The organism is Streptomyces sp. NBC_01176, from assembly GCF_045039825.1.
Lineage (GTDB): Bacteria > Actinomycetota > Actinomycetes > Streptomycetales > Streptomycetaceae > Streptomyces.
Genome location: NZ_CP108600.1, coordinates 10,066,920 through 10,093,474 on the forward strand (window position 1 = coordinate 10,066,920; position 26,555 = coordinate 10,093,474).

Sequence of the window (26,555 nt, forward strand, 5' to 3'; positions counted from 1 at the left end):
CACAGCGGTGAAGTACTCACGGAGCTCGTCACGTCGTGCAGGTGCCGGACGAGTTGGACCCGTCCCGTTGCGCCATCGACGCGCGCAACGCCTGGGGCCGGGACGACGTCCCGGCCCCAGGCGTTGACGACTACTGCTGCTGCTCGCGGTGGGTCAGTGCCGGCCGTGGCCGCCGTCACTACGACGGCGTTGGAGCGTGAACTTCTCGAAGACCGACAGCTCACCCGTGGGCGTGATGATGTTGTAGTAGGTGACGTGGATGCGGGTCACGTCACCGGGGTGACGGCCCGGGTCGACGGCGAACTCGGCGAAGCCGTACGGATGCTCCGCGTCGCGGACGCCGATCCACACCGCCGTCTCCTTCTCCTTGACCGAGTTGAACTTGCCGACGTGCTCCGTCTGGACGTATGCCGAGTGATGCCCGTGACCGTCGGCGTCGTCGGTGGTGAAGCTGTTGTTGGTGATGCCGGACACGCCGCCACCGCCGAGGACCATGTGCGTTGTGCCGTGCGCGCTGTCGATCACGTCGAGTGCGCTCTGACTCGGGTTGGGGGTGAGGGTGACGCTGCCCGGGACGACGCCACGCACCGCCAACGAGCGCTCGTAGTCGTGCTCGTGGCCACAGAGCACCAGGTCGACGCCGTACTTGTCGAACAGCGGCCCGTACGCCGCACGCAGCGCGAGATCGGGGCCGTTCGCGGCGGTCGCAGAGCTGATCATCACCTGGTGCATGCAGATGACGATCCAGTCGATGTCCTTCGAAGCCCGTGCCGACTTGAGCTCCTTCTCCAGCCAGGCCAGCTGCCGACCGCCGGAGTAGCCGTTGATGTAGATGTCGCCCCCCTCCTGCAGGGCGATGTCGTCGTTCTGCAGGGAGATCACCTTCACCGCGCCGACCGTGAAGGAGTACCAGAGGTTGTCGAGCTCGGGCTGGGTCTCGGTCGAGGGCAGCTCGAAGTACGTCTGGTACGCGTCGAGACCGAGCTTGCCGTTGCCCAGCTCGATCTCGTGGTTGCCCGCGGCCGGCATCCACGGACGGAATCGCGCTGAGCGGCTGTTGTTGGCGAGGAAGTCGCGCCAGACGCGGATGCGGTCGGGCCCGGTGTTGGCGTAGCAGAGGTCACCGTTGAGGAGGTGGAACAGCGGGCCGACCTTCTCGACGCCGGTGACGATGTCGGCGGCGGCGGGCGTGGCGTTGGGCTCGAAGTCCCGGCCCGAGGCGTCGGCCGGGTTCGCTCCGGTCTTCCACGTCACACTGGGCGCACCCTGGTCGCCGAAGCTGGTGAAGGTGAACGGAGCTCGGCCGGACGGCGCCGTGTGGAAGGTACCGGCGTCGGGGGTGGCGCCGTCGTGCTGGGCCGCGTACAGGTAGCCGGTGTCGGCCCTGAGCTTGCTGATCAGCGCGTGATGGACCCAGACGCTCCGCCCGGAGGCGCCGTCCACGTAGGTCTTCGTCCTCGCGTGCACGGTCGAGCCGAAGCCGCCACCCAGCGTGCCGTAGACGACCCGAGGGTTCTTGACGGCCGCGTCGGTGACCCACGAGACGACCATCTGGCTGCGTGGGTCGGCGCCGAAGGTCAGGTGCAGGCCCTGGACGGGGGTGGTGGCCGAGCCGGTGGTGAGACCGGTGACCTCCGACTGCGCCGGGACCGCCTCGGCGGTTCCGGCGCCGAGGACCAGTGGCCCGGCGGCGGCGCCGGACACCGTCGCGCCGAACAGGCCGAGCGCGTTGCGACGAGAGATTCTGGTTTGCTTGGGTTCTTCGGACATTCCAGGGGCCTTTCGCGTCGTCGGGTGCAGTCGCACAACGACCGGACAGCAGCGCTCCGAACCTGACAGGGGGCTGCGGCAGGTCAGCGGTGCGCGCACTCACGGACGCTAGGAAGCACGGTCGACCGGAGCGGTGAGACAGGTATGAACGCCAGATGGCGGTCACCGCAACGGACGGAAATTCCCGGCGGCCTGACCCCGTCCTGGCTAAAGACCGTGTCCTACGTGGTGAGGCGGACGAGCCTCTAGTAGCAGCACAGGGCGGCGGCGAGGCCGAAAAGGCCGGGTAGTTGCGGCGATGGCGCGGGACGCCGCCACCGGCCGCCGGACAGCACTGAACCCGCCGGCGGCCCCGCGACGGGGACCCCCACGGAGGTGCGGTCGACAACGGCCTGCAGTGCGACGAGTACCCCTTCGCCTCCACCGAGAAAGGCTCCACCAAGGGAGACACCGCTTCTCCGTCCGGCTGATCGACGGAAGGATACGACGTACCCGAGTTCGGCAGGCTGTCCAACGTGCGCCGCTTCGTACGTCGTGTGTGGGCATGGTGCAAGAGACGGCTGAGCTGGTCTGTTTTCGCTCTTCCCGCGGCGGCATGTCTCGTGCCGGGGAGGGGTCCCAGCCGCGCGTTCGCTGCGTGACACCCATGAATCTCTCGTACGCGGCGCGCTCGACGAATCGCTTCCCTCCTCCTCGTCGGAACCCCGGGGTGGAGGCTGCGCACCGCGTCCTGGCGCGTAGGTCAGACCATGGGAATCAGGACCGCGGGAAGATCCCCGGCCTCCACGGCTGCCCGATCGACGGACAGGCCGCAGTAGTCGCCCACAGCCGTGAACACCGCTTCGGGAAGCCGGGGCCCGTGCTCCTCGAAGTGCGCCACGGCAGCGGCCTCACCCACTTCCCCGATGGAGGGGAACACAGCGCCGGCAGCATGGAGGGCCGCATCCAAGGCCGAGCCTTCCCCGGTGTCCTGTCCGAACTCGGCCTGACGGGCGCTCTCGTCGCCCGGCGCATGGATGATCCTTTGCGGCGGACTCCAGGCGTTCAAGGCCACGCAGACGATCTCCTCGTCCGGAGCGGGCCGCATCGACTCCACCTTCCGGTAGCCGGTGGCCCACGTCGCCGCGCCCCAGTCCTCCAGCACGTACACCCACTCGCCGCACGTCCCGTACATCGCGCGATTGACGTGCGGTGACCGGTCGCCCGGTCGCCTCACTGGCACGAGGAGATCCCTGCAGAGCGTACGGTCGGCGAGCTCGTCGAGATCGGCACCCAGCGCGATGAGGAACTCGTCCGCGTCGACGCCGCGTGCACAGGTAAGCGATATCCCTCCCAGCATGCCCGGAAGGGCGGCTGAACTGCCTGCCGTACTGTGCACACCGATCCAGGCGATTCCGTCACTCATGCGGGTTCCATTCGGGTTTCGTCGTGGCCGCCAAGAGATCCACGAGAACCAAGTGTCTCGTGACGCCCCCTGTCGAACTGGATCACGAGTGCCATGCGCATTTATACGTGATCTCTACTCACGTCAAGTCGTCTACTTTTCCGACTGGTTGGACCACCCCGCCATGCCGGAATCTTGAGTCAAGCCCGAACGGCGGGCCCGACTGAAGGAGACGGAAATGGCTGAGAACACCAACGACATCCAGGGCACCCCGGTCCAGGACCAGGTGGAGACGAAGGTCGCCGCGGACCTCGACGTCGAGATCGAGCTTGAGACGGCGGAGACCTCCTTCACCTACACCGAGCCGCGTCTCGCCTGATCATCCGGCCGCTGAGCGGCCGCGAGCGTTGGGCGCCGCCATTCGTGAGCTGGCGGCTGTCCCATCGTCGGCAGCACTCGGGGCGGGATCTCGATTCGAGGTTCCGCCCCCGGCTTCTCACCCACCAGGAGCGATCGCGCAGATGAGTACCGAGGAGGAGGAACAGTGAAGGCGATCCCCGTCGACCTTGCCGAGCAGGTGCGATCGATCGGCATCGACGCGAGCCGGACCGAGCGGCTTGCAGTGATCTATCACCGCAGTCTGGCTCGGCGCGCCGCGGGCCGGGTGGACGCGGCCGAGCGGCGGCGGGTCGAGGACCTCGTTCCGCGGACCCGGCGTCTCGCGCCAGCGGCCGTGCACTCCCTGTACAAAGGCACCGTCGCGGACACCGATCCCGTCGAGGTCGTGCGTTGGCTGGACGAAGCCGGCGTGCCGCAGCCGACCGAGGTGTACAGCGGTCCCCGCGACCCGCTGTGGCTGCGTGACGGACTGCAGGAGGTGCTGCGGTCCCTCAACTGGGGCGAAGAAGAAGTGGGGAGCGTCGTCACCGACCTGCCAGACGACGTGCGCGTTTCGCTGAGGCTGGCTCGGCAGGCGCTGAGCGCTTCCTGGCCTGATGCGTGGACGGAACACAACCTGCTGGTCCAGTACCTCGTCTTCGCGCGGGGGCCGCTGCGATCGGCGACCATCCAGAGCACGTACGGCGTCGTCTACGCCGAACTGGAAGAGGCAAGCGACCCGCTGCGTATGTTCGAGCTGTTGCTGCACGAGTCGGCGCACCACGCGCTGGCCCTGCGGGAACAGTTCACGCGTTTCCTCGACAACCCGGACGCCATCGGTGTCCACGCGCTGCGTCCCGATGCGCGGCCGCTGCGCGGAGTCCTGCACGCCGCCTTCGTCATGTGCCGGATCGCCGAAGGGCTGAGCCGCTATCTGAGCGTCCATCCCAGCGGTGGCCCACTGGACGGCTGCCCGGTCGAGGAGCGCCGGCGCTTCGCCCTGGACTCATTGCGTGAGGCGCTGATCGTGCTGGACAGTACGGCGCGGTGGACCAAGGACGGGCAGACCTTGTGCGCGTCCATGGGCGAGTGCCTGGCACGAGAGGGTGTGCCGTCATGAGGGCGGCGGTGTCTGAGGCGACGGTGCCGCGGTTCGGCGTCACCGGACGCACCACCGCGGCTCGTACGGTGGCTGTGGGACAGGGGGACGAGCGCTGGCAGTTCAGCAACCAGTGGGAAATGCTCGAACTGGCCGACGGTTCCCTGTTCTTCGACAGCGTCTACGCCGATCACCGGGTGATCTCCGAGCCGCCCGATACGCTGCGCCGGATCCTGTTGCTGATCGAAAGCGACCGGCCGACGCTCAGGAACGTCGTCGAGCGCGTCATCGGTGACACGTCGGTCACCACCATCAGCCGGGTCGAGCGTCTCCTTGCCCCTTTGACCCGGGCCGGGATCCTCGTACCGCTGCGCGACGGACAGCGCCCACCGTGGGCGGACGACGAGCTCGTCGATCGCTTCTCGACGGAGCTTGAGTGGCTGGGCACGCTGTCCACCGAGTCGCAAGGGCATTGGGACTATTTCGGCAGGCTGCGCGCGGCGCACGTGGCTGTGATCGGCCTCGGCGGGGCGGGCAGCCTGTTGGCCCAGGCGCTCACCGCCGTGGGAGTCGGACGGTTGACCCTCGTCGACGGTGACACCGTGGAATCGTCCAACCTGGTGCGGCAGATCCTCTTCAGCCCGGACCAGAGCGGGCGGGGTAAAGCCGACTGCCTGGCTGAGCAGCTGCGGCGGTTCTCCCGGTACACCGACTACCGGGTTCTGCCCGAGTACGTCCGCGGCAAGGACGACGTCCGCCACTCGATCGACGGTGCCGACTTCGTGGCCGTGTGCGCCGACGCGCCGCGTTTCGTGCTCAACCGGTGGATCGACGAGGTCTGCAAAGAGAGCGGCACGCCCTACCTGGGCGCCTTTGCCGGCTCCGTCGGACCGCTGTACAGCCCGAGCGCGGCCGGTTGCTTCGGCTGTCTCGAACACCGGCTGCGCGAGGAACTGGGGGACCGCCACGACCTGTTGGTCAACGCGCTGGCGGCCAAGCGGTCGTGGCGCTACCCGGCCTTCGTCTCCGGCCCGCTCACCGTCGCCCATCTGATGACGACGGAGATCGTGCTCCATCTGACCGGTGCCGCACCACCCTCCACCGTCGGGGGGATCGTGCGCTTCCAGCATCCGCGCACCGTGCTGGAGCCGTTCCCCGGACATCCGGCCTGTGACTGCGCCACGGGGGAAACGGTGGCGCCCCCTAGCGCCAGGACCGCCTGAGCGGCCACCGCCCGGACCCCACCCGACCCAAGCCTTCCGAGTAGACGAGCAGACGATCAGACAGAGCGAGGCCTCCATGAAAGCCGCCCTGACGAACTACAAGAATATCGCGCACCTTCCCGACGCACGGCGCCTGCTTGTCGCGGATTCGATCTCCAAGGCCGGTGACTGGATCCTCTACGTCGCGATGAGCGCGCTGGTCTTCGAAGAGGGTGGGGCCGGTGCTCTCTCCCTGTTCACCGCGCTGCGCGTCGTCGTTCCTTTCATGGTGGGGCCATGGGCCGGGCGCTGGGGCGCGGTTCTGGCGCCGCGAACGGTGATGATCCTCGCCGACGCCGTACGGGCCGGCCTGCTGTTCCTGGCAGCCCTCGCGGCCAGTGCCCACCAGTCGGCGTGGCTGCTCGTGGCCCTCGTTGTGGGCTGCTCCTTGGTGTCCGCCTTCCACGGGCCGGCCGAACGCCGCTTTCAGCGGGATGTCATTGACCCCGACCAGCGCGCGAGCTTCAACGCCGTGATCGGCGCGACGGGCACCACGGTCATCGTCGTCGCCCCGGCGCTCGGCGGACTGATGAGCACCGCCGTCGGCAATGTCGGTGCCCTGGTCGTGGACGCCGCGAGCTTCCTGCTGTCACTGGCGTTCGTGGCCGCAGTCCGCGAGCCCACGGCCACCGCCGCGCCAGTGGCCGAGCAGTCGCAGGCCGCCGGGTTGCGCAAGGGCGCCCTGGCCACGGCCGTACGGGCCATGCGGAAGGATCCGGCGGTGCTGGCCTGCGTCATGACCCAGGCGGTGGCCTGCACGGTGGCCGGTGCCTCGTTGGTCCTGCTGCCGTTGCTCGGCGACCGGCTGCACGCCGGCAACGGGTCGATCGGGTGGCTGACCGCCGCTGTCGGCGCCGGTTCCGTTCTCGGTGTCCTGATCGGTGGCAGCGTGGCCAAGCAGGGACGGCTCCTGCTGTGTGTGACGAGCGTGGTGTCGATGGGCGTGATTCTCGGTCTCCTCGGCTCCAGTCCCAGCCTGCTGGTCGCCCTCGGGTGCGCTGTTCTCGTGGGTCTGGCCGCCAACATTCCGGAGCCCATGTACTGGACGTCGTATGCCGACCGCGTCGGCGAGAGCGACTCCAGCGCCTTCTACGGCCTCGTTGAGTCGTCCATCACCGGAGGATTCGCGCTCGGCGGGGTGATCCTCGGCGGGCTCGTCGCGGCGCTGGACGTGCGCACCGGGACCTGGGCCGTGGGCCTGGGCGGCAGTGTGCTGGCCCTGGCGGCCTTCGTGCCCGCCGTGCGCCACCACCGGGCCCGAGCGGCACAACCCTTGTTCTCTCCGTCGGCCGCGGAGTCGGCGTCATGACCCCATCGACCACCGGCCACGATCTCGCGGGAGCGGGCGGTCACCGCACGGCGCCGGCCGCCGGGGACGGACCTGGCTGTGTGACGGTCCGCAGCCACCGGCGTGCGGCCGCGGTGGGCACCGGTCCGGGGACGGAGGTAAGGATCCGCCGCCTCGCGGACCATGTCGAGCGGACCACCGCCGCCCTCGTGTTCGACTGTGCGGCGGGCCCCGAGGCGTCCCCGGTCCGCCATGCGGCCGTGGACGAGTGCGGCACGCGCGCGCTGCGTGCGGTGTCCCAGGTCGTCGAGGTGGAATGCCCTGACACACATGGTGCCGCTGGACCCGACGCCGAGCTCGTCATGCCGCCGCACATCGACCGGGAGCCAGCACTGCTCGTCGAGGCGGTCGCCCGGCAACTGCCCCGGGACGACGACCTGAAGCTGGTCGTCGAGGCTCACGTCGCCGTAGAGAACCGGCTGCTGCTGCCGGCAAACGGGCCGTCCAGGCACGAGACGCTACACACGTCGGCCGTCGTCGTCGATGTGCTCAGGGCGGGGCGGCGAGTGGCCGAGGCAGATGCCGCGTGGAGCGGTGACATCGCCTACGGCCTCGACCGGCTCCGCGAGCAGGTGGAACAGGCATTGGCCCGAGCAGCTGCACCCCCGCGCACGGCTGCTCCCCGGGTGCAGCTGCTCCTCATCGACGGCAGCGCCGGCGCCTTCTTGCACGAGGTCTGCGGCCACCTCCTGGAGAGCACCCGGCATCGTCCGTCGCTGCTGGCTGGACACCTGACACGGCAGGTGGCGTACGACCGGCTGACCATCGACGACAACCCGCGGCACGCCGGAGGCTTCGGCGCGCACCAGCACACCATGCTCGGCACGCCGACGCGCCGTCGCCCCCTGCTCGCCGCGGGGCGGCTAGCGGGCCTGCTGGAGGACAACGTCGACGGCCCGTGGCGTGCCGAGGACGCCTGGCACAGGCCGCAACCGCGGATGAGCCACCTCGAACTGGCACCCGCCGCCTCGTCCGCCGCCCTGGACAGCGCGCTGGGCGACACCAGTGCACCGGTGATCCACGTCCACCGGCTGGGATTCGGGTCTTTGGACCACCGGGATGGCACGGTCGTGCTTGAGGTCAAGGACGCCACGAAGGACGACGGCCGCACCCGGCTGGAGCCGTTCCTCGTCACCGCAAAAGCACGGCACCTGTTGCAGGACGTACGGGCCGTGGGGTGTGCCGGGACCCTGCACACGTGGTCGGCCTACTGCCTGGCTGGCTCCGGCAGCCTCCCGGTCGGAGCCACCACACCCACCCTGCTCACGGGTCCTGTCCGAACACTGCCGCATCGACGGCTCACCCCGCCGCGGCCCGCCGTCCGCCACCAGACACGACAGCCGAAGGAAGAAAGGCCGGTGTGATGACGGACGACCCGCCCCCCGTCACCTACACCAGCGCCGGGCCGGCGCTGGTGCGGATTCCGCTCGCGCAGATCGGCAGCCCCCATGACGGCGCGGGAGTGGCCACAGCACCACCCACCCCGGAGCAGCTGCGCGCGCGGATCACGGCCTTGCTGAGTGACGACCTGCTGATGGACGCGGTCGCGCTGGCGAGCCCCTCGACGACGCACACGGCCCGACAGCCGCTGGACCAGCTTCCGGTGAAGAAACTACGCACCCTCGCCGTGAGCCTCACCGCCTACGCGGCACGAATGCGGGCCCGGGCCACGCCCTTTGGTCTCTTCGCTGGAGTCACCCTCGCCCCTTTCGCTGACGCCGGACGCGGGAGCGTGGCCGAACCAGCCCAGCACCGGCGCGTGGTCCGCCCGGACGCCGCCTGGCTCAGGGCGGTCGTGAACAGCACGGAACGCTCGACGGCCGGACTGAGCACCCTGGAGTACGCGGCCAACCCCGCCGTACGACGCACTGACGACACCTACGTCCTGCTCACTCCTGACGCACGCACCAGCCGGATCGCCCTGCGCGCCACAGCGGCGCTTGTCGCCGCGATGGAGGCTGCCGCCCGGCAGGTCCCCGGCCAGCGCATCCTGGACGCGGTCCGCGTCCAGGGCGCATCGCGCGAGGACGGCGTACTCCTGCACCGCACCCTTGTCACGCACGGCTTCCTCGTCTCCGAACTTCAGCCGCCCCCGCACAGCCATGACCCACTCGCCCATGTCCTGGACCGGCTGCGCCGTCGCCGCCTGTGCCCCGAACTGGCCCAGAAACTGCAGGAGTTCGTCGCCATCGTCGACGCCTACGCCACGGCACCGGCCGGCGCGGCCGGCCCCGCGCTCGAAGACGTCCATGAGCTGGCCGACCGGGTCGCCGAGGTGGCCGGGGTACCGGCCGTGGAGGGCAGCCCCCTGCACGTCGACACGGTCGTCGACGCGGACATAGCGTTCGGGCCGGACGTCCGCGCGGAGGCCGAGGACGCCGCGGGCGTCCTCGCGCGGTTCGCCACCGCTCGAGAACTCCGGCACGTCCAGGACCACCTTGAACAGGTCTCCGGCGGTTACGCCGTCCCTCTCCCGGAGTTCTCCTGTCCGCCGCTGCCGCCCCGCCCGCCCGCCACGCATCCCGCGTTGCTCGCGGCCTACGCCGCCGCGCTGCACGAGCGCCGAACAGAGATCGTGCTGGACGACGCACTCCTGGACGCCATCGCTCCCGTCCGCGACGGTGCCCCGGTCACGGACCTGGACCTCTTCGCTGTCGTCGCCGCGCCGGATTTGGCCGCACTGAACCGGGGCGACTTCGAACTGCACGTGCGCAGACCGGCCGCGAGCAGCGCCGGTACCGCGCTGGCCCGCTTCGCCCCTGCGCTGGGCGGCGCCGGCGACAAGGCCCTGCGCGCCATCCATGACCGGGCCGACCTGACCGCCGCGGATTGGCTGCCCGAGCCGGTCCTCATCGCCGACGTCACCTTCCACCCCCGCCACCCGGCCGCCGAGAACGTCGCCCGGGCCAGCCTCACCCGCTCGGTCCGCATCCGCACCAACACCCCCGCCGACGACGACGGGATCCGCCAGAGCGACCTCGGTCCGCAGGACCTGCTGCTCTCCCCGGGCCCGGACGGCCCGCAGATCTGGTCCCGGAGCCTGGGCGTCCGGGTGCTGCCACGAGCCGCCACCGCCCTCAACTCGGAGGCGGCCGGCCCCCACAGCGCCCATGTGCTGGCCGCCGCGAGCGGCCAGAACCTCGCCATCGCCTTCGGCTGGGGCACGCTCGCCGACGCACCCTGGCTGCCGCGCGTGCGGCGTGGGCGCACCGTCTTCAGCCCCCAGACCTGGCGCCCGCAGAGCGATCTCGTGCACGACGGTGCCCGTGCCCCTTCCTGGCACGGGCGGTTCGCCCGGTGGTGCCGGCAGTGGTCCGTCCCCCCGCAGGTCACGCTGGTGGACGGGGACCGCCAGATTCCGCTGCGTCTGGACGACCCTGTCGACGTTCACCTGCTGCACCGCCAGGCACAGAAGGGACCCCTCGTCCTGACCGAGGCGCTGGGCCAGGAACACTGTTGGGCTCGATCGCCCGGTGGCGCCCATCTCGTCGAGGCCGTCTTCCCGATGGCCGCGACGGAGCGACGGTGTCCAGGTCCCGGGAAGCCGATGGCCGGCCTCCCCCCGGAGCGCCCCCGTCCGCCCGCCCCCGTCCTGCCCGGCGGGGACTGGCTGCGGGCCACGCTGCCCTGCTCCGGCAGGAAGCGGCAGGAACTTCGGCACCAGCTGTCGGGCATCCTCACCGGACACCGGTGGTTCTTCACCCACAGGGACGAGGAGCACCTGGACATCCGCATCCTCCTCGATCCGTGCGGACCGGGCAGGTGGGAGGAGCTCCTCGCCGGACTGTCCGGCGTGTGGCCGGCAGAGGGGCCGATCATCCTGGCCTACCCCCGGGACGCGGGCTTCGGCACGCCCTCACCCCACCCGGAACTGCTGGAGCACTGGGCCATGGCCGACACCCGCTGCGCACTCGCCGCCCTGGACAGCCCCGTACCGGACGGCCCGCTGCTCAGCATCCTGGATCTCGCCGGACGGCTCAGACTGAGCGGTACCCGGCCCCTGGCCGGCATCGAGCCGGACCGTCGTGGCTTCGCACCCCTGCGCCGACGGGTGATCGCGCGGCTCACCGGCGCTGCAGACGAAGACGGCTTCGCCCCACGCGAACTGACGCACCGCTGGGAGGAACGCGCGGCCACGACGCAGACCTACCTGCGCCGGCTGTCGGCCCCTGCCGCAGTCGCCCACGCGGGACACCTCATGGTCCGCCAACACGCCGGGCGCCTGGTGGGACCGGGCGGGACCGACGGTCTGCTGGCCCTGGCCGCCGCGGCGGAACACGCTCACCTCTCATGGCACCGAGCAACCAGGGATGCCTCATGAACCGACCGCCCCTCCCCATCGGCCCCGGGACGACCGATGAGGAGGACACCCTGATCCCGCCCCACCAGGCGACCCACCACGACAACTGGGTGGACATCGGCCTGGCCCTGACGGGCTATCCGCCGTCCACCGAGGTCTACGAGCGGTTGCTGGACGAGACCCAGCGGCTGCGGCAGACCGGACTGGCCGACCTCTTCCTCTTCATCCACAAACCGCCCGGCCTGCGCTGGCGGCTCCAGGCGGCCGACGGCACACACCTCGGCGAGCTGCGCCGGGAGGCGGTCACGGCCGCGGCACGCATCGTCGGCCGCGACCACGTGCGCAGTGCCGTCTACGAACCGCAGCAGACCCTGTTCGGAGGGGCACGTTCGATGGGGTACGTGCACCGGACCTGGAGCGCGGACTCTCTGCTGTGGATGCGCTGGCACGCCGGCGCCCGGCCTGGCTCCCGGCCGGCCGGGGAGCGTCTGATCCTCTCCTTCCGGGCGCTTGCCCATGTGTTCGTCAAGCTCGGTGTGGTGGGGTGGGAGGACCGGGAGGTCTGGAACCACGTGACCGAGGAGACCGGCCGCCGCCTGGCCGAACACGAGTGGGCGCGGCCGGAGGTGGTGGCCCTGGCCAGGTCCCTGCGCGTTCGGTGGGACACGGTCTGGGCCGCACCGCACGATCGGCCCGGCCTCGATCAAGCGGACCAGTCGCCGCTGCTGCACACGTTCGCCCGCACCAGCGGCCCCACCCTTGAGGCATGGCACGCCGAGTGCCTCAGCCGCCCCGCCACCCGGTATCCACTGACCCCGAGGCGGGCCGCCGCGTATTGGACCGTCTTCCACTGGAACCGCGCGGGACTGACCGCAGCCCAGCAGGCCCTGACCGCCCAGACCCTGGCTGGCCGACCTCTCGACCACACCTATCGGCCTCAGCCGGAGTCAGAGCTTTGACAACTCGTCCACCAGGTCGTCCAGCCCCAGCGACCCCAGCGAGAGTGCTGCCATGTGCCACGCCTTCAGGTCGAAGGACTCGCCGTGGTGTCGGCGCGCGTTCTCCCGGCCGAGCAGCCAGGCCCGCTCGCCGAGTTTGTAGCCGATGGCCTGCCCCGGCATCGAGAGATAGCGGGTCAGCTCGCTCGACACGAACTCGGCCGGGCGGCCGCTGTGGGCGCGGAAGAACTCCTCGGCGAGCCCCGGTGTCCATCGCTCGCCGGGGTGAAAGGCAGAGTCCGCCGGGATCGCCATCTCCAGGTGCATGCCGATGTCGATGATCACGCGGACGGCACGCATCATCTGGGCGTCCAGATGACCGAGCCGGCGCTCTGGATCGGTGAGGAAGCCCAGTTCGTCCATCAAGCGCTCCGCGTACAGCGCCCAGCCCTCGCAGTTCGCCGACACCCAGCCGACGGTGGACTGGTAGCGGGACAGGGACGAGGCCTTGTGCACCCACTGCGCCAGTTGCAAATGATGCCCCGGAACGCCCTCGTGGTACCAGGTGGACACCAGGTCGTACACCGGGAAGCGGGTTCGGCCCATGGTCGGCAGCCAGGTGGTGCCGGGGCGCGAGAAGTCTTCCGACGGGGGGAAATAGTACGGTGCCGCCGCGCCGCCCTCCGGGGCGATCCGCGCCTCCACCTTGCGTACCCGCTCGGCGAGTTCGAAATGGGTGCCGTCGATCGCCTCGATCGCCTCGTCCATCAGGCCCTGCAACCACGCTCGCACCTCCTCGACGCCCTCGATGTGCGTGCCCTGCTCGTCCAGGTGCCGCAGTGCCGCCCACGGAGACTCCGCCCCCGGCAGCACGCGCTCCGCCTCGGCGCACATCTCGCCGAGCAGCCGGTGGTATTCCGACCAGCCATAGGCGTACGCCTCGCCGAGGTCGAGGTCCGTGCCGTTGAAGAACCGTGACCACAGGGCGTAGCGCTCACGGCCCACGACGTCGGGAGCATCCGCGACCAAGGGTGCGTACTCCTCGCGCATCCAGTCGCGGAGCGCCGCGAGCGCCGCCGTCGCACCGCAGGCCGCCGTCTCCAGTTCCGCACGCAGCGAGTCGGGGCCGGGGGCCACGAACTCCTCGAACCAGCCCGTGCCGTCGCCCGCCCATTCGGTGAGCTGTCCGACGAAGACGCCCGTGGTGTGCGGACCGCCGTACAACTCGCGCTTCAGGCCCAGGGCCAGGCACTCCCGGTAGCCCTCGACGGCGGCCGGTACGGCTCGCAGCCGCTCCGCGACCGCCTCCCAGTCCGCCGTGGAGTCGGTGGGCATCACCGAGAAGACGTCGCGGATGGCGTGGATCGGTGAGTGCGTGTTGCTGACCGTCCGCAGTTCCTCGTCCGCCTCGTACACCGCGAGCTCCGCGGTCAGCCGCTCGCGCAGCAGCCGGGCGCAGCGTCGCTCGACCTCCTCCTTCGCCCCGGGAATCCGCTCGGCGACGTCGAGCCGGGCGAGCGCGCCACGGATCAGCGCCGCCGCGTCGGCTCGGCCGGCCGGGGAGAAGTCGGGCAACCGGGTGTCGCACTCGCGCACGCCCAGGAAGCTGCCGGTGATCGGGTCGAGTGCGATCAGGTCCTCAAGGTAGGCATCGGCGATTTGGCGGGGCAGCGCCGTGCCGCTCAGCCCGGAGAGAGCTGCGGTTCGTACCATACGTAGGTCCTTGTCCGAGTAGGAGGCGCCGGGCGGAGTTCGGCTCCGTCGACGAACTCCTGTGGCGTGTGAGCGGCCGGCCGTGCGGTGACCGAAGGCCGCGGTGAGCTATCCCTCGATACAGCGCACGAAGTCGACGACCGCCGCCTGGACCTCGGCGGGGGTCCAGTCGAGGCCGGCTGCTGTCACCGTCACCTCGGTGAGCGCGATTCCGGGCGGAAGTCCCGGTTCCCACCAGGGAAGTTGGAAGACCGAGACCCCGCTCTCCTCCGCCTGCCGTGCCGCCGCGTCCAGCAGTGCCTCCGGGGCGAACGGAAGCCACACCTGGAACTGGAGGGTGTGGGGCACCTCCGGCTGTACCTTGAACCAGCCGAGGCCGGACTCCCGGAACCCCTCTGCCATGGCCGCCGCCACGACACGCGCCTGCGCCACGTACTCGGGCAGCCGCGGCAACTCGTGGTCGAGACCGATCAGCGCGGACAGCGCAGCCGGGAACTGCTGGAAGATCTTGCCCCCGTAACGGTGCCGCCAGATCCTGCTCTCCTCGATCAGCGAACTCGGTCCCGCCAGGGCCGCACCCGAGAGCCCGTCGAGCGACTTGTAGAAGGAGACGTAGACGCTGTCGGCCAGAGCGGCGATCTCGGCCAGGGAGCGTTTGAAGTGCGGTGTGCACTCCCACAGCCTGGCTCCGTCGAAATGCACCACGGCGCCGCGCTCCCGCGCCGCCTCTGTGACCTCGACCAGCTCCTCCCACGTGGGCAGCAGATATCCGACGTCACGCAGCGGCAGTTCGAGCATCAGCGCGCCGAACGGTTCCGGCAGGTCGCGGATCTCTTGGGCGGTCGGCTGGCGAGGGGCTCCCGTGGCCTTCATCGGCCGTAGATCGCTCACCGTCCGGAAGGCGTCCGCCTCGAAGACCTCGGGGTGGGACACCGGGTGGAGCGCCACGCGGCGGTTGCCGGTGCGCTCGGCCCAGCAGCGCAACGCCACCTGCTGCGCCATGGTGCCGGTGGGGAAGAAAGCAGCGTCCTCCTTGCCGAGCAGTGCGGCCACCCGCTTCTCCAGATCGGCCACGACACCGTCGCCGTAGACGTCCGGCGGGGAGGAGAGGTCGTAGACCGTGGCTGACCGTGCGACGAGGGTGGCGAGCCGCTCGTTCAGCGGCACGGTCGCCGAGGGCCTCGCGAGCACCTTCTTCGCCTCGCGCAGCATCCGCATCCGCCACTGCGCCTTGTCCTCTGCCTTTTCTGCGGTCGCAGCGGTCTCGGTGTTCGCTGCGTTCTCTACGTTGTTCTCGCTCATGTCCCTCTCCTCACAACCCGAGTTCGATCGCCGCGCGGATGAGGTGGGCACGGGTGGGAACGTCCAGCTTCAGGCGGATGCGCTGCAGATAGGTCTCCACGGAACTCTGGCTGATGTGCAGCCGCCGGGACGTCTGAAGATGGGTGAAGCCGGCGGCGATATGGGCGAGTACCTGCCTCTCTCGTTGAGAGAGCGGCGATTCTCGTTCGGGCCCAGGAGTCATGGGTGACGTGGTGAGATCCGCAGTCATGTGAATCCTTCGTGGTCTTGAGCCTGCGAGAGGAATCCGTTGTTGCCGGTGACTCTCCGCGCGGCGCTTCCCGATCCGCTCCCGATCGGTTACCGCCGGTTCCCGCCCCGGGCACCTCTGGTTGCCCGGAAGGAAACGATCTACCATCGGCGGGATTTGAGTTCCGGTAGCTGACCAGGGCCAAACGCCACGGGGGTGGTACGCACATGGGAGCCGGCTTCGACACCAGACTCCGCTTCAACCTGTTCGGCCCGCTGGAGGCATGGGTGGGCGACGAGAGGCTCCGGCTGGGCGGATTGATCCAGGAGCGCGTGCTCGCCACCCTGCTGCTCGAACCCGGCAAGGTGCTTCCCGTCACCCGGCTGGTGGCCGCCGCCTGGGCCGAGGATCCGCCCGCCACCTCATCCCATCAGGTGCGCAAGGCGGTGGCGGACCTGCGCCGCCGTATCCCCGGGGGCGGCGAGATCCTGCTGACCGACGGCCCCGGATACCGTGCGGAACTCGCCCCCGGCCAGCTTGATCTGACGGAATTCAACGCCCTGGTGACCAGGGCGAGGGAGGACGTCGCGGCCGGCCGCCGTACAGAGGCTGCCAGTGCGCTGGGGGACGCTCTCGCACTGTGGCGCGGCCCCGTGCTCGCCGGGGACGGCGGCCCCGTGATCGAGGCGGCCGCCACGGCGTTGGAGGAGCGGCGGCTCGCGGCCACGGAGCAGTTCTTCGGCCTGCGTCTGGACCTCGGCGAAGGCAGCGAACTGGTCGTCGACCTGCGCGAGACCGTCGCCCAATACCCGCTGCGCGAGACCCTGCGCGGCCAGCTGATGCTCGCCCTGTACCGGTCGGAACGGCAGGCGGAGGCCTTGGAGGAGTACAGCAGGACCCGCGAGCTGCTGGTGGAGGAGCTGGGCATCGATCCCGGGCCCAGGCTCACCAAGTTGTACGAGGACATCCTGCGGGAGAGCCCGGAGCTGTCGGCATCCCCGTCGGCGTCCCCCGCTCCCGCCCCGGCGGCCCCTGCGGTCGTCGAATCGCCCTGCACCCTCCCCTACGACGTGTCCGACTTCTCCGGCCGGGAGTCTGAACTGGGCCAGATCCTCGCTCAGGCCCGGCAGCAGGGCGGCGCGGGCACTCGGATCGTGGCCATCGACGGGATGGGCGGCAGTGGCAAGACCTCGCTGGCGGTGCGGGCGGCACACCGGCTGGCCGACTCCTTCCCGGACGGTCAGCTCCACATCGACCTGCGCGCCTACTCGCCCGACCAGCAACTCGTCAGCACGGTCAGCGCGTTGGGCACCTTGCTACGGGCCCTGGGGCTGCCCGACGCCCGCATACCCGACGACCTCGCGGGTCGTACCGCGCTGTGGCGCACGCTGCTCGTCGGAAAACGGATGCTGATCCTCCTCGACAATGCTTCGGACGCGGCCGCCGTCCGCCCCCTTCTGCCGACCGACCCCGGTTGCCTGGTGCTGGTCACCAGCCGGGCCCGCCTCATCGACCTGGACGGAGCCCACTGGCTCACCCTGGACGTGATGACACCCGCGGAGAGTCGCACCCTGATGGCCCAGATACTGGGTGAGGCGCGTGTCGCCGCCGAACCCGAGGGTGCCGCGGAACTGGCCCGGCTCTGCGACCACCTTCCCCTCGCCCTGCGCATCGCGACCGCAAGGCTGGGCAACCGCCCCCGCTGGACCTTGCAGTACATGGCGGACCGGCTGCGGGACGAGACCCGCAGGTTGGACGAGCTCAGCATCGGAGTGCGCAGTGTCGCCGCCACCCTGCGGCTGTCGTACCAGGCACTCGACGAGGAGAGCCGCACCACGTTCCGTACCCTCGCCCTGCACCCCGGTGGCGGCATCGACGTGTATGCCGCGGGAGCGCTGCTCGGCACCTGGCCACGGCACGGGGAGGACGTGCTGGAACGCCTCCTCGACGTCCACCTCGTTGAGCAGCCGGAGATCGGCCGTTACACCTTCCACGACCTGGTCGGCAGCTTCGCCCGCGGGCTGCACGGCGGAGCCCTTCCGCCCGCTCACGAGGCGGCGGTCGACCAGCTGCTCGGCTACTACCTCACCGCCACCGAGGTCGCGTGCAAGGCCCTTTTCCCGGGCCGGCGCGACATCCCGAGCGGCCTTCCCGCCTCGACGTTCGAGCTGCCCTACCTGAAGACCGCCGAGCATGCAGGGGAGTGGTTCGCACGCGAGCAGATCACTCTGATGTCTGTGGTGAGACTGGCCGTGCGCCACGGATACGACCGGCATGCGGTATGTCTCGCCCGCAACGTCGTCTTTCATCTCAATGCCCACGGTCTACTCGACGAGTTCGGGGAGTTGGCCCGCACGGCGGTGGCCGCCGCCCGCCGCCTCGGCGACGACGCGCTGCTGGGAGTGAGCCTGGCCAACCTGGGCGTCGCCTGCTGGGAACTGGGCAGGTTCACCGAGGGCGTCGAGGTGGCGCGGGAGGGCAGAGATCTCGCGGCACGTCTGGGGGACCTCGCCACCAAGGCCCACAGCGACAGCACGCTCGGGCTGTACGAGAGTCTGCTGGGACGTTTCTCCGAGGCGCTGGCCCATCTGGAGCAGGCGATCACCACAGAGCGTGAACTCGGGCTGCACCGGGCGGAGGCGGAGAGCCTCACCATCCTCAGCACACTGTACGAGCAGTGGGGCCGCTACCAGGAGGCCGTCGAGGCCGCGCACCGTGCGGTGGAGCTGTGCGGCCGGGTAGGCCAGCACGAGAACGGCCTCGTGGCGCTCATCGATCTGGGGTTCGCGTACGTGGGCCTCGGCGAGTACGCGAAGGCGGAGGCCGCCGTGGCCCGGGCACGGGAGATCTGTGACGACACCCGGGAGCCGGGCATCGCCGCCCTGGTGCTGGCCCTGTCCGCCGACACCGCGCACGCCCTGGGGGACACCGAGCGGTCCGCAGAGTACGCCCGGCGCTCACTGCGGACCGTGGAGTCGAGCGCGTCGCCGATCAGGTCGGCCAAGGTCAGGAACGTGATCGGGCGGGTGCTCCACAAGCACGGGGAGCACCAGGAGGCACTGAGCCTCCACGTGCAGGCTCATGAACTCGCCTCCCGGCTCCAGTACCTTCCCGAGGACGCGTACGCCCGTCTCGGCATGGCTCGCGCCGCCGAGGCCCTGGGTGACCACCGAGCCGCGACCGCCCACCGGGTGGCCTGCGACGAGCTGTTCACATCGATGGGCGTACCGTGCGACCGCTGGCGCAGATGACCGGCGGTGCCTGAGCCGGCCGGTGGAGCCAGGACGTCCGGGTCACGACCCGGTGGTGTCGGTTCCGTTGGTGGGACCCTTGCCCTCGGCGAGTACCAGGGGTGCCGCGTGACGCGCCTGGGAATGACCCGATTCCACCGCCGGAGCGAGGCCGATGACGATGGCCGTGGTGATGATTCCGATCATTCCAACCAGCTTGCGCGCCATGTCGGGCCCTTCGTGTGGAGTGATGTCCGCTGTTGACGTCACTGATGCTGCTCGCGGCCCTTCCCGAACGGTTCCCGCCGCGTTACCAGGCCGCGGGAACCGCTTGGTCACACACGCTCAGCGCGGGCTGTTCCGGGTGGCCTCACCGAGCCGGAATGTGGCGATCCGCGGCCCGCGAGCCGTGAGAACCACCTCCGCCCAGGCGTCTCCGGACTCGTGTCCCACGAGATCGAGCGCGGCTCTGACCACCGACCGCAGTACGGCGCGTTCGGCCGCGGTCGGCGGCTCGGCGGCGGGCTCCTGGCCCGGCGTCGGCCGGGGGGAGATGCCGACGATGTGGTGCATGCCGTTGTTCGTCGCGGTGCTGACGCCGAACAGGGGCCCGTTCAGGGGCCTGTCCGAGACGAAGGAGGCCGCGCCGGCCCCGGAACCTTTGCGCTCGGCCCAGCGCTCGACGTCCGCGAGTTCCTGGAAAGCCGTACGGGGCTCCGCACCGTCACTCGGATCGGAGTAAGGGGTTGTCACGTAGTGATCCTTCGGTAGGCAGTGGTCGGAGAAAGAATCCCTCGCGCCGATTCCGATTCGCTCCCGCCCGATTACCTCCCCTGTCCCAAACGGTCTCGTATCGCTGATCCAGGCCTCTGTCAAGTCATGGAGAAAAGCGACTGGTTGCGTCCCCGACCGCGGCGAAGGATCAGTGGAGGCGGTCAGCGAGTCCACTGGTCCAGGGGGTAATTCGCATGAGCGGAAAACGGGGCGAGCAGCACTACGGCTGCATCGGTGTGGGAGTCGGTCCGGCCAATCTGAGCCTCGCCTCTCTCCTGCACGGAGACCAGACGGTCCCCAGCCTCTTTCTCGACCGGAAGAAAACGTTCACCTGGCACGACGGACAGCAACTGCCCGGCACCACGCTCCAGGTGTCGATGCTGAAGGACCTGGTCAGCCTGGCGGATCCGACCAACAGGTTCTCATTCCTGGCGTATCTGCACGCCCACCGGAAGATGTACCACTTCATCAACGCACAGTTCGATGCCATGCCCCGGCAGGAATTCCGCAATTACCTGAACTGGGCAGCCGAGCAGAACGAGAACGTCACATTCGGCGAACAGGTTGTCTCGGTGGACTTCGACACGGCCTTCGTGGTGCGGACGGACCGCCGGACGCTGACCGCCGACAACCTGTCCGTCGGCATCGGCACGGCCCCCTGGTACCCGCCCGTGGCACAGAGCCTGTCCGGGGACGACCAGTTCCACGTCTGCGACTTCGCGATGAAGGCACGCGCTCTCGCCGGCCAACGTGTGTGTGTCGTGGGCGGAGGGCAGTCGGGTGCCGAGGCGTTTCTCGACCTCATCTCGCAGCCCGCCGCCGAACGCCCACGCCGCGTCTCCTGGATCACCCGGCGCCACAACTACTTCCCGATCGACGACTCCCCGTTCACCAACGACTTCTACACACCGAGCTACTCGGACCACTTCGCCCGCCTGGACAGGCCCGCCCGCGAGCGGCTGAACGAGGCCCACATGCTGACCAGCGACGGCATATCCGAGGCCACGCTGCGCAGCATCTACCAGCGCATCTACGTGCACCGGTTCGTCGAGGGCAACGCAGACCTGGTCACCCTCCACCCCAGCAGCGAGGTGGTCCGGGCCGGGCGCGGCGTGAGGGGCGAGTGGTCCATAGGCGTCCGCAACAGCGACCACGGGGACCGGGTCACAACCATCGAGGCCGACGTACTCGTCTGGGCAACCGGGTTCCGCCCGGCGCCGATGACCTTCCTCGACCCGATCGCGCACCGCCTGGAGCACGAGGGCGAGGAGCTCGGCATCGACGACAGCTTCGCCGTGCGGTGGGACGGCCCCGCCGACCGCAACATCTTCGTTCACAACGCCGCGCCCGCGCAGCGGGGCCTGGCGGACCGCAACCTGAGCCTCGTCGCCTGGCGAAGCCGACGGATCGCCGACCGCATCCGCAACACGCGCGGTGACGAGCCCCTGGAGTCCTTCATCGAATGGTCCGGAAAACCGGGCTCCTCCCCGGTCCTGGAGGGAGTGCTCCGATGACCGACACCGACATCACGGTGGTGGGCGGCGGCATCATCGGCTGCCTTGTGGCCCGCACCGTCCTGGCCGCGGCCCCGGATGCCCGCCTGATGGTCCTCGACCGGGACGTCGTGGCTTCGGGCGCCAGCAGACGCTCCGCCGGACTGCACTTCCCACGCGGTGCGACCGGGCGGGTGCGCGCCATGGCGGACTTCAGCCAGTCCTTCTACACGGCCCTCCTGAACAACGCCCCCGCTCTCCCCATCCACCCGCTGGACCTGCACGTCCTGTCGGCGGATTCGTCCGGAGTCGGGCGTACCTATCTCCCCGCCGCCGCGCTGACCCCAGTCGCCGGTGTACCGGGCGGGCTAGTCGACGTACCAGCCGGGACCAGAGTATGGACGGGCCGCGGCTGTCAGTACGCCGACGTCGGCACGCTGACAGAGGCCCTGACGCGTGAGCTGCGCACCCGTGTCTCCTTCCGGGAAGGAACCAGGGTCACCGCCGTCGAGCCCGGCCCCGCGCACGTAACCCTGCGCCTGTCCACCGGGCGGACGATCACCTCGTCACACGTGGTGCTCGCACCCGGACCGTGGATCGCGGATCCCGCGTGGCGCTCCCTGGTGGCACCGCTCGGCGCCCGAGTGAAGAAGATCGTCGCCCTGCACATCGACCGGGCGCCCACGGAGCACGACGGGGCGATCGTCTTCGAGGACCAGGACGCCTTCCTGCTCCCGCTGCACCACCGGGGCCACTGGCTCTTCAGCTACACCTGCCGCGAATGGGACGTGGATCCCGACCGGCTCACCGGCGGAGTCGGCGAAACCGACCTGGACGCAGCACTCACGTGCCTGTCCGCGTACGCGCCGACCCTGGTCGAACACGCCACCTCGGGGCGGGTCTTCTCCGACGCCTACAGCCCCACGCGTGAGCCCCTCATACGGGCACTGGGCAACGGGCGCGTCGTGTTCGCCGGCGCCGCGGGCGGCTCCGGGTACCGGCTGGCGCCCGCGATCGCCGCCGAAGCCGCCAGCCTGCTGGACGTCACCTCAGGACGAAGGAGCGCAGCGTGAAGATCAGCCGCTTCACCCCGGACGAACTCTCCGCCGCATTCGGCATCGACATGGCAGCCGTCCCGGGAATCGGTCCCGGGGCAGGCTGGGGGCGAGTCGCGCCAGGCGGCCGCAGCGAGGCCCACCAGCACGACGAGACGGAGATCTTCGTCATTGTCCGGGGCACCGGCGAACTCCTCGTCGACGGGGAGCGCACACCCGCTCGTCCCGGAACGGTCGCGATGTTCGAACCGTTCGAGACCCATGTCATCGAGAACACAGGTACGGAGGAGCTCCTCTTCTTCGACCTGTACTGGCGCGACTCCGCCCGCGCGGCCGCGGCGGCCGCCGCCGCGCCGGCCGACCGCCGCCGGTTCGGGAAGCGGCCGGTGTTCGTCTTCTCCACTCCGCCAACCCCCAACGGCGACCTCCACCTCGGCCACCTCTCCGGCCCCTACCTGGGAGCCGACGTCTTCACGCGCTTCCAACGGATGAACGGAGTCGAGGCCTGGCACCTGACCGGCAGCGACGACCACCAGAGCTACGTCGCCGACCGTGCCCAACGCGACGGACGCACCCCGGCGCAGACCGCCGCGCACTTCTCGGCGGAGATCGCCGCGACCCTCGCGCTGATGGACATCCGGCCCGACCAGTACACGGTCACCCAGGCCGACACCGACTATCCGGACGGCCTGCGGTCCTTCTTCTCCCGTCTCGTGGCCTCCGGGGCCGTGAACAAACGCGCCACGCCCGCCCTGTTCGACGCCAGCACCGGTGACTATCTGCACGAGGTGGTGGTGTCCGGCGGCTGCCCCGGCTGTGGAGAACCGACCGGGGGCAACATCTGCGAGGAGTGCGGCGAGCCGAACCTGTGCACGGACCTCACCGACCCGCGCTCCCAGCGCTCGGGCGAACCGCCCCGACGCGCCGCCGCCGACCGCTACTGCCTGCCCCTGCACGAGTTCCAGGCCACGGTGGCGGCCCATCACCGCCTGGGACGGGTGCCGGCCCGCCTACGGGAGCTCGCGCACCGCGTCTTCACCCGCCCTCTGCTCGAACTGCCGCTGACCCACCCCGCCCACTGGGGCGTATCGCCCCGAGAGTCCGACGCCAAGGGGCAGGTCATCTGGGTGTGGCCGGAGATGGCGTACGGATTCCTGCACGGCATCGAGGCCCTGGGCCGCACCCTGAACCGCGGATGGCGGGCCAAAGCGCCGCAGCAGGCCTGGAAGATCGTGCATTTCTTCGGATACGACAACAGCTTCTACCACTCACTGCTCTATCCGGTGCTCTACAAGCTGGCCTTCCCGGGCTGGGAACCGGACATCGACTACCACGTCAACGAGTTCTACCTGCTGGAGCACCAGAAGTTCTCCACCAGCCGGCGGCACGCGATCTGGGGCAAGGACATCCTCAGCACCGACAGCGTCGACGCGGTGCGCTTCTTCCTCGCCCGTACCCGCCCGGAGGGCCGGCGTACCAACTTCGACCCCACCGCGTACGAGACGCTGCTGAGCGACACCCTGATCGGCACCTGGCAACGGTGGCTGAACGGTCTCGGCAGCCGGATTGACGAGCACCACGACAGACGGGCCCCCGACACGGGGGTGTGGACCCCCGAGCACACCGCCTTCCTCGATCGCCTCGCCGTCAGACTGACCGCGATCACCCGCAGCCTCGGTCAGGACGGGTTCTCGCTGAACCGGGCCGCGACGGAACTCGACGGCATCGTCGAAGACACCGTCGCCTTCGCCGACCGCGAGCGCGCGCTGGCCGGACTCGGCCCGTGGCAGGACGAAACCCGCACCGCCCTGGCGCTGGAACTCGCCGCCGCGCGACTGCTGGCCCGCTGTGCGGCCCCGATCATGCCCCGGTTCGGCCGGCGGCTCTCGGCAGCGCTGGGCCTGCCCGACACGGCCGACTGGCCCGGCGGCGTCGAACTGCTGCCGGCCGGCACGAAGGTCACGCTCACCGACACGGTGTTCTTCCTCGGCGGCGACGACAAGGAGAGCGCCGATGTTTGACCTGATCGCGGGCGAGGACCACGACGGAACGCCCATCCTCGACGTCGTCAACACACTGGCGCTGAAGGCGTGCACCGACCACCGGCATCGCATCCACTACCGCGTCGGTGACGAGGTGCGTTCCCTCACCCTCGCGGAGCTGGACACGCGCGCGGCGCGCGTGGCGCGGCACCTACACGCATTGGGGATAAGGCCACGCGACCGGGTCGGCATCCTCGCCCCCAACAGCATCGAATGGGTTCTGCTCGACCTCGCCGTGATCAAACTCGGCGCCGTCACAGCAGGCTTCGAACCCGTCTGCTTCGAACCGGACCAGGTGGTGAAGGACTACGGTCTGGCGCTGCTGTTCACCGACGGCGCCTGCGACGACGGCCCGCTGCGCGACATCAGGTCGGTCACGGCCTGGGCACAGGACATTCCCTCAGAGCCGGTACCGGCCTGGCACCAGGGATACGACCCCGCGGACGTCCTGGCCGTCAAGTTCACCTCCGGCAGCACCGGTGCCCCCAAAGGGCTGGAAGCCACGGTGGCCAGCGTCAACAGCTCCCTCCACGAGGTGCAGCGAATGTTCGCCCACGGTGAGGGCGACAACCTCCTGGTCTTCCTCGGCAACTACCTCCTCCAACAGCGCTACTGGATCTACTCCGCGCTCGTCCACGGTCACGACGTGACGCTCGCGCGCAAGACCGACGCCCTCGACATGGCACGCAGGACACAGCCCACGGTCGTCATGGGCGTCCCCGGCTTCTACGAGGAAGTGCGGGCACGCCTGGAAGGCACGATCCTTTCTGCCAGCGCGGACGAGCGACAGGAGGCCATCGAAGCCGAATTCGGCGGCCTGGTCCGCTACCTCTGGACAGGCTCCGCCCCGGCGAGCCGCGAGCTGCTGGAGTTCTTCAACGGCTCCGGAGTGCCGCTGTACGAGGGCTACGGCCTCAACGAGACCTGCATCGTGGCGAAGAACCACCCCGGCGCCTTCCGCCCCGGAAGCGTCGGCAAGGTCCTTCCCAACAAGAGGGTCCGCTTCGACCGGGACGGGATCCTGATCGTCGGCAGCCGGCACCCCGTCAATCACCGGTACACGTGGAGCGGCCCCGGAGCCGACGAGAAGATCTTCCTGCCCACCGGCGAGGTCCGGACGCACGACCTCGGTCACCTCGACGAGGACGGCTATCTCTTCATCCATGGGCGGGTCGACGATGTCATCACCCTCGACAGCGGCTACAACGTGCTGGCCCCGCTGATCGAGGAGAAACTCCGCACACACCCCGGCATCCAAGACTGCGTGCTGTACGGCACGGGCGACACGTTCCTGTCTGCGATTGTCTCGCTCTCACCCGCCAGCGGCGCGGACGACGAGGAGCTGAGCCGACATGTGACCGCACTCAACAAGGAGCTGCTGCCGGAACAACGCGTCCACGCCCTGGTCATCGCCGCGGAGCCCTTCTCGACCGAGAACGGACTGCTGACCGGACAGTTCAAGCCGAGACGACGAGCTGTGCACGAGCGGCACCGCCCGGAGCTCTCCCGTCTGCACCGCAGGCGCACCGCACCAGGCACGGGCCCGACCGCCGACCACCCCTGGGTCGTCACCGCCTCCCGGCCCGCGACAAGCCCCGCAAACAGCCACCCCAGCACCTCGAGGAGCACCGCATGACCTGGGACGACCTGCCGGACACGGTCCTCACCAACGACAGGGTCGAACTGCGCCGTATCCGTGTCACCGACCGCGCCGAGTTCGAGCGCATCTGCTACGACGAGGAGATCTGGCGCCACTTCGTCACCAGGATCGAAACCCCAGCCGACCTCAACACCTTCCTGGAGACCGCGATCAAGGACACGCTGACCGGCGTGCGCATCGTGTTCGCCGTCGTCGACCGCCACAGCGGACACATCGTCGGCAGCAGCGCGTACGGCAACCTGGCCAGAGCCGACCGGAGGCTGGAGATCGGCTGGTCGTGGGTGGCGACCGCCCTGCGCGGCACCGGAGCCAACCGGGCCGCCAAACTCGCCCTCCTGGACCACGCCTTCGACGTCCTTGGGTGCGAGCGCGTGGAGTTCAAGACGGATGTGCTCAACACCGTTGCGCGCAGGGGCCTCGCCGCGCTGGGCGCCACCGAGGAAGGCACTCTGCGCAGCTACAACTACATGCCAGGCGGCCGCCGCCGCGACGTCGTGTACTACAGCATCCTGCGCAACGAGTGGCCCGTGCTGCGCGCGGAGCGCTTCGCCCCGCTCGCCGTCGGCACGGGGGCGTGA

At 69.9% G+C, this 26,555-nt stretch carries 20 protein-coding genes; 13 read left to right on the top strand and 7 right to left on the bottom strand.

Going from position 1 to position 26,555, the window contains the following annotated elements:
* Positions 1 to 153: 153 nt before the first annotated feature.
* On the bottom strand, positions 154 to 1,770 hold the full coding sequence (locus OG199_RS43410; RefSeq protein WP_405827147.1) for a purple acid phosphatase family protein: 1,617 nt from the start codon (positions 1,768 to 1,770) through the stop codon (positions 154 to 156).
* Between the two features lie 742 nt (positions 1,771 to 2,512).
* Positions 2,513 to 3,175 carry a hypothetical protein gene (locus tag OG199_RS43415; protein ID WP_405827145.1) on the bottom strand — a complete coding sequence of 221 codons (663 nt, stop codon included), beginning with the start codon at positions 3,173 to 3,175 and terminating at the stop codon, positions 2,513 to 2,515.
* A 217-nt stretch (positions 3,176 to 3,392) separates the two neighbouring features.
* On the opposite strand from OG199_RS43415, the gene OG199_RS43420 reads away from it, so the two are divergent.
* From OG199_RS43420 to OG199_RS43450, 7 genes are all read left to right on the top strand, one after another.
* Positions 3,393 to 3,533: a hypothetical protein gene (locus OG199_RS43420; RefSeq protein ID WP_356802835.1), complete on the top strand. Its 141-nt coding sequence runs from the start codon at positions 3,393 to 3,395 to the stop codon at positions 3,531 to 3,533.
* A 165-nt stretch (positions 3,534 to 3,698) separates the two neighbouring features.
* Positions 3,699 to 4,652, top strand: a complete 954-nt coding sequence (locus OG199_RS43425) for an aKG-HExxH-type peptide beta-hydroxylase (RefSeq protein WP_356802833.1) — start codon at positions 3,699 to 3,701, stop codon at positions 4,650 to 4,652.
* Between the two features lie 8 nt (positions 4,653 to 4,660).
* Positions 4,661 to 5,854, top strand: a complete 1,194-nt coding sequence (locus OG199_RS43430; protein ID WP_405827143.1) for a HesA/MoeB/ThiF family protein — start codon at positions 4,661 to 4,663, stop codon at positions 5,852 to 5,854.
* Between the two features lie 76 nt (positions 5,855 to 5,930).
* Positions 5,931 to 7,202 carry an MFS transporter gene (locus OG199_RS43435; protein WP_405827141.1) on the top strand — a complete coding sequence of 424 codons (1,272 nt, stop codon included), beginning with the start codon at positions 5,931 to 5,933 and terminating at the stop codon, positions 7,200 to 7,202.
* Positions 7,199 to 8,605, top strand: coding sequence for a metallopeptidase TldD-related protein (locus tag OG199_RS43440; RefSeq protein WP_405827139.1), 1,407 nt, complete (start codon positions 7,199 to 7,201; stop codon positions 8,603 to 8,605). Before OG199_RS43435 ends, OG199_RS43440 begins: the two co-directional genes overlap by 4 nt.
* A complete protein-coding gene (locus OG199_RS43445) occupies positions 8,605 to 11,562 on the top strand; it encodes a lantibiotic dehydratase family protein (RefSeq protein WP_405834367.1) in 2,958 nt (985 codons plus the stop codon). Before OG199_RS43440 ends, OG199_RS43445 begins: the two co-directional genes overlap by 1 nt.
* Positions 11,559 to 12,500 (top strand): thiopeptide-type bacteriocin biosynthesis protein, encoded by a 942-nt coding sequence (locus OG199_RS43450; RefSeq protein WP_405827137.1) that lies wholly within the window; start codon positions 11,559 to 11,561, stop codon positions 12,498 to 12,500. Before OG199_RS43445 ends, OG199_RS43450 begins: the two co-directional genes overlap by 4 nt.
* Here the strand turns inward: OG199_RS43450 and OG199_RS43455 are convergent.
* From OG199_RS43455 to OG199_RS43465, 3 genes are all read right to left on the bottom strand, one after another.
* Positions 12,489 to 14,192, bottom strand: a complete 1,704-nt coding sequence (locus tag OG199_RS43455) for a DUF885 domain-containing protein (protein WP_405827135.1) — start codon at positions 14,190 to 14,192, stop codon at positions 12,489 to 12,491. The two genes, OG199_RS43450 and OG199_RS43455, sit on opposite strands and share 12 nt — an antisense overlap.
* 108 nt (positions 14,193 to 14,300) lie before the next feature.
* Positions 14,301 to 15,494: a threonine aldolase family protein gene (locus OG199_RS43460; RefSeq protein WP_405827133.1), complete on the bottom strand. Its 1,194-nt coding sequence runs from the start codon at positions 15,492 to 15,494 to the stop codon at positions 14,301 to 14,303.
* A gap of 10 nt (positions 15,495 to 15,504) precedes the next feature.
* Entirely contained in the window at positions 15,505 to 15,717 is a 213-nt protein-coding gene (locus OG199_RS43465) for a response regulator transcription factor (protein WP_405827131.1), read from the bottom strand.
* A 233-nt stretch (positions 15,718 to 15,950) separates the two neighbouring features.
* Here OG199_RS43465 and OG199_RS43470 point away from each other — a divergent pair, with 233 nt between their 5' ends.
* Positions 15,951 to 18,974 (top strand): BTAD domain-containing putative transcriptional regulator, encoded by a 3,024-nt coding sequence (locus OG199_RS43470; RefSeq protein WP_356802817.1) that lies wholly within the window; start codon positions 15,951 to 15,953, stop codon positions 18,972 to 18,974.
* A gap of 42 nt (positions 18,975 to 19,016) precedes the next feature.
* Here OG199_RS43470 and OG199_RS43475 read toward each other — a convergent pair whose 3' ends face one another.
* Positions 19,017 to 19,160 carry a hypothetical protein gene (locus tag OG199_RS43475; RefSeq protein WP_356802816.1) on the bottom strand — a complete coding sequence of 48 codons (144 nt, stop codon included), beginning with the start codon at positions 19,158 to 19,160 and terminating at the stop codon, positions 19,017 to 19,019.
* A 138-nt stretch (positions 19,161 to 19,298) separates the two neighbouring features.
* On the bottom strand, positions 19,299 to 19,706 hold the full coding sequence (locus OG199_RS43480; RefSeq protein ID WP_405827128.1) for a hypothetical protein: 408 nt from the start codon (positions 19,704 to 19,706) through the stop codon (positions 19,299 to 19,301).
* A 215-nt stretch (positions 19,707 to 19,921) separates the two neighbouring features.
* On the opposite strand from OG199_RS43480, the gene OG199_RS43485 reads away from it, so the two are divergent.
* From OG199_RS43485 to OG199_RS43505, 5 genes are read left to right on the top strand one after another with little or no spacing between them, the layout of a single operon-like run.
* On the top strand, positions 19,922 to 21,241 hold the full coding sequence (locus OG199_RS43485; RefSeq protein WP_405827126.1) for a lysine N(6)-hydroxylase/L-ornithine N(5)-oxygenase family protein: 1,320 nt from the start codon (positions 19,922 to 19,924) through the stop codon (positions 21,239 to 21,241).
* The gene (locus OG199_RS43490; protein ID WP_356802810.1) at positions 21,238 to 22,293 is read left to right on the top strand and encodes an FAD-dependent oxidoreductase; all 1,056 of its coding nucleotides are present in this window, start codon (positions 21,238 to 21,240) and stop codon (positions 22,291 to 22,293) included. Before OG199_RS43485 ends, OG199_RS43490 begins: the two co-directional genes overlap by 4 nt.
* The gene (locus OG199_RS43495; protein WP_405827124.1) at positions 22,290 to 24,296 is read left to right on the top strand and encodes a class I tRNA ligase family protein; all 2,007 of its coding nucleotides are present in this window, start codon (positions 22,290 to 22,292) and stop codon (positions 24,294 to 24,296) included. Before OG199_RS43490 ends, OG199_RS43495 begins: the two co-directional genes overlap by 4 nt.
* Positions 24,289 to 25,953: an AMP-binding protein gene (locus OG199_RS43500; RefSeq protein ID WP_405827122.1), complete on the top strand. Its 1,665-nt coding sequence runs from the start codon at positions 24,289 to 24,291 to the stop codon at positions 25,951 to 25,953. Before OG199_RS43495 ends, OG199_RS43500 begins: the two co-directional genes overlap by 8 nt.
* Complete coding sequence (locus tag OG199_RS43505; protein WP_405827120.1) at positions 25,950 to 26,555, top strand: GNAT family N-acetyltransferase; 606 nt, start codon at positions 25,950 to 25,952, stop codon at positions 26,553 to 26,555. Before OG199_RS43500 ends, OG199_RS43505 begins: the two co-directional genes overlap by 4 nt.

Bases quoted from the DNA above. Each gene is read 5' to 3' on its own strand.
- OG199_RS43410 (WP_405827147.1), bottom strand. From the start codon at position 1,770: ATGTCCGAAGAACCCAAGCAAACCAGAATCTCTCGTCGCAACGCGCTC.
- OG199_RS43465 (WP_405827131.1), bottom strand. From the start codon at position 15,717: ATGACTCCTGGGCCCGAACGAGAATCGCCGCTCTCTCAACGAGAGAGG.
- OG199_RS43460 (WP_405827133.1), bottom strand. From the start codon at position 15,494: ATGAGCGAGAACAACGTAGAGAACGCAGCGAACACCGAGACCGCTGCG.
- OG199_RS43450 (WP_405827137.1), top strand. From the start codon at position 11,559: ATGAACCGACCGCCCCTCCCCATCGGCCCCGGGACGACCGATGAGGAG.
- OG199_RS43445 (WP_405834367.1), top strand. From the start codon at position 8,605: ATGACGGACGACCCGCCCCCCGTCACCTACACCAGCGCCGGGCCGGCG.
- OG199_RS43490 (WP_356802810.1), top strand. From the start codon at position 21,238: ATGACCGACACCGACATCACGGTGGTGGGCGGCGGCATCATCGGCTGC.
- OG199_RS43440 (WP_405827139.1), top strand. From the start codon at position 7,199: ATGACCCCATCGACCACCGGCCACGATCTCGCGGGAGCGGGCGGTCAC.
- OG199_RS43415 (WP_405827145.1), bottom strand. From the start codon at position 3,175: ATGAGTGACGGAATCGCCTGGATCGGTGTGCACAGTACGGCAGGCAGT.
- OG199_RS43500 (WP_405827122.1), top strand. From the start codon at position 24,289: ATGTTTGACCTGATCGCGGGCGAGGACCACGACGGAACGCCCATCCTC.
- OG199_RS43475 (WP_356802816.1), bottom strand. From the start codon at position 19,160: ATGATCGGAATCATCACCACGGCCATCGTCATCGGCCTCGCTCCGGCG.
- OG199_RS43470 (WP_356802817.1), top strand. From the start codon at position 15,951: ATGGGAGCCGGCTTCGACACCAGACTCCGCTTCAACCTGTTCGGCCCG.
- OG199_RS43455 (WP_405827135.1), bottom strand. From the start codon at position 14,192: ATGGTACGAACCGCAGCTCTCTCCGGGCTGAGCGGCACGGCGCTGCCC.
- OG199_RS43505 (WP_405827120.1), top strand. From the start codon at position 25,950: ATGACCTGGGACGACCTGCCGGACACGGTCCTCACCAACGACAGGGTC.
- OG199_RS43435 (WP_405827141.1), top strand. From the start codon at position 5,931: ATGAAAGCCGCCCTGACGAACTACAAGAATATCGCGCACCTTCCCGAC.
- OG199_RS43485 (WP_405827126.1), top strand. From the start codon at position 19,922: ATGAGCGGAAAACGGGGCGAGCAGCACTACGGCTGCATCGGTGTGGGA.
- OG199_RS43420 (WP_356802835.1), top strand. From the start codon at position 3,393: ATGGCTGAGAACACCAACGACATCCAGGGCACCCCGGTCCAGGACCAG.